Annotated in this window: 2 protein-coding genes; both read right to left on the bottom strand. The window is 49.8% G+C overall.

Going from position 1 to position 2719, the window contains the following annotated elements; all coding sequences use genetic code 11:
- Positions 1–75: 75 nt before the first annotated feature.
- Positions 76–1692 carry an FAD-dependent oxidoreductase gene (locus B2Y11_RS05880; RefSeq protein WP_291057264.1) on the bottom strand — a complete coding sequence of 539 codons (1617 nt, stop codon included), beginning with the start codon at positions 1690–1692 and terminating at the stop codon, positions 76–78.
- A 14-nt stretch (positions 1693–1706) separates the two neighbouring features.
- Positions 1707–2270: an alkyl hydroperoxide reductase subunit C gene (ahpC, locus tag B2Y11_RS05875; RefSeq protein ID WP_008858883.1), complete on the bottom strand. Its 564-nt coding sequence runs from the start codon at positions 2268–2270 to the stop codon at positions 1707–1709.
- Positions 2271–2719: the final 449 nt, after the last annotated feature.

The following is a 2719-nucleotide window of genomic DNA, read 5'->3' as shown; positions in this document are numbered from 1 at the left end:
GAAGGCGCTTGAACCCTCAAGCCCCAAAGGGGCTTGTCCATATAAAAAACCTGCCCCGAAGAGCAGGTTTTTATTTTATCCCAGAATATCCAGCAGTTCGGCAACACCTTTTTTGCCGAAGTGAACATCTCCGCCATTGACGATGAGACAGGGAACGCTCATGATGTTGTATTTGTTCTGGAGGTCCGGATAGTGGGCCAGGTCATAGACGTGGACTGTGACTTTATCGCTGGCGGCGGCGATGCGTTCTGCCGCAGCTACCAGGTCGGGGCACATGGTGCAGGAGAGGGAGACGGCAATGGTCACGTCTTTCTTATCCTGAATGGCAGCAATGCGCTTTTCATTATCTTCCCCTATATCCTGTCCTGGACCGGCGGTATTGTACATGGCCAGGATGAAAGAGTTGAATTCATGACCGCCGGGGACGCCGTGGAAGTAGAGACCTGCTTCTGTGCCGTCGTTTCTGACAATGGAGATGGTGTGTTCCAGTCCCGGCTCAGCGTTTTTCATTTCAAAGGACACTTTATCAGAAAGGGACGCCAGTTCTTTCAGGAGCTTTTCATCTTCGTAGGAAAGTTCGCTATCGTCTTTGTAGAGACGAAGGGTAATTGGCTTTTCGAAGCGGTCCAGCACCGGCTTCAGGGCTCCTCTGGTATCGTCGTCCAGGAAGGCACCTTCTTCTGCTTTCGCTGCCTCTGCTTTGGGTTCCTCTTTGGGTTCCACTTTTTTCACGTAGGTCCGTTTCATGTGAAGTTTTCTGTACTGACTGCCCAGGTATTTTTCCAAAGATGTAGCTGCCACGGCACCATCAGATACGGCGGTCACCACCTGGCGGAGGTTTTTCACGCAGATATCTCCGGCAGCATAGACGCCATCAATATTTGTTTTCTGGTCCCTGTCGGTAATGACATAGCCCTGGGGATTCAGATCCACTTTGCCCTGAAGAAGGCCGTTTTCCGGCGCATAGCCTACGAAGACGAAGACGCCGTAGAAATCGCCGTCATCGGCAGTATACACCGTTTCTTCACCGGTTTTCCTGTCTTTCAGTACTACCCGGCGGACAGCGCTGTCCCCTTCCACCTTTTCCACCTGGGTGTGGTAGAGAATGGTAACCTGGGGATGTTCTTTCAATTCTTCCACTGCAGCGGAGTCGATGGAGAAATCATCTCCCCGGATAACCATGATAATCTTCTTTCCGTACTTTGTGAGGAAGAGGCCCTCTTCCACAGCTGCATAACCGCCGCCAATGACGAAGATAGTGCGGCCGGTAAAAAATTCGCCGTCGCAGGTAGCACAGTAAGCTACGCCATGGCCTCTGAATTCTGTTTCTCCCGTAAAGCCTGCCAGTCTTGGATGAGCGCCGCCGGCATAAATGATACCGAGCGCTTTGAAGTCGCCGCGTCTGGTATGGACGGTCTTATAGTCTCCTTCCAGTTCAAGGCCTGTCACATCAGCAGAGAGAAATTCGGCGCCGAAGGCTTTAGCCTGTCGGATCATTTCAGAAGTGAGCTTCTCACCGCTGGTATGGAAAATGCCGGGGTAGTTGACAACTTCCGATGTAATGGTAATCTGGCCGCCCATCTTTTCTTTTTCGATGACCAGTACATGAAACCGTGCCCTTGCCATATAAATAGCGGCGGAGAGCCCTGCCGGTCCTCCGCCTACTATTATGGCATCATAAACTGTATCCATGATGCCTCCTGAAATTATAACTTGCCAACCAGATCAAAGGACGGTTTCAGGGTCTTTTCGCCCGGATGCCATTTAGCGGGGCATACTTCATCGCCGTGTTCGTAAACAAACTGAGCAGCTTCTACCTTGCGAAGAAGTTCATCAGCATTGCGGCCGATGTTGCCTGCGCTGACTTCATAAAGCACTACTTCACCCTTCGGGTTGATAACAAAGGTGCCTCTTTCGGTGAGACCTTCCGCTTCGATATAGATGTCCAGATCCTTGGACAGCTTGCCGGTGGGGTCGCCGATCATGGGGAATTCTACCTTGCCGATGCGTTCGGAAGATTCATGCCATGCTTTGTGAACGAAATGGGTATCACAGGATACGGAGTAGATTTCGCATCCGATTTTCTTGAATTCATCATATTTGTTCTGGAGATCTTCCAGTTCTGTGGGGCATACAAAGGTAAAGTCTGCCGGATAGAAGAAGAGAACGCTCCACTTGCCAATGAGGTCCTTGTCGCTTACATCGATGAAATCACCGTTCTGATAAGCTTTTACCTGGAATTCGCTGATTTTCTTACCGTTTAAAGACATAATTGTTTCCTCCTTGGAAATATATAATACTGAATTTGCTCGCCACCGTATTCATGATTGGCGAAGCATATTTAACTTTCTGAAAGTATTATATCATGCATATCTGTAAATTTCAATATTGTTTTGGCAAGAAAAAAGAAAAGTTTTTATGGACGCGCCTTTGGCGCGAGGGTTCAGAAGGTTCAGAGGGTTCAGAGGGTTCAAAGGGGGTGGTATCGCCCTTCGGGCGATGAGTATAAAGTCAGCGTTACGGGATTTGCTTTTCTGTGTCATAAGGCTTGATTGGAATTCTGGTGATTAGCCGCTACGCGGCTCCCCCTTATCCGGCTGCGCCGGACTTTCTCCACGGGAAAGCGTGTCACACGATTCTCAGGTCGCTTCGTTTCCTTACGAATCGTGTTCCCTTGCCACCCCTATGCAGGGGGCAGAATAGGTTTCTACGCTTTCCT

This window comes from Dialister sp. UBA1703, assembly GCA_002320515.1.
Classification (GTDB): domain Bacteria; phylum Bacillota; class Negativicutes; order Veillonellales; family Dialisteraceae; genus Dialister.
The sequence above is the reverse complement of the archived record's forward strand: the minus strand, read 5'-3'. Positions and strand labels throughout refer to the sequence as shown.

Coding starts and splice junctions, on each gene's coding strand:
- ahpC (WP_008858883.1), bottom strand. CDS start 2,270: ATGTCTTTAAACGGTAAGAAAATCAGCGAATTCCAGGTAAAAGCTTAT.
- B2Y11_RS05880 (WP_291057264.1), bottom strand. CDS start 1,692: ATGGATACAGTTTATGATGCCATAATAGTAGGCGGAGGACCGGCAGGG.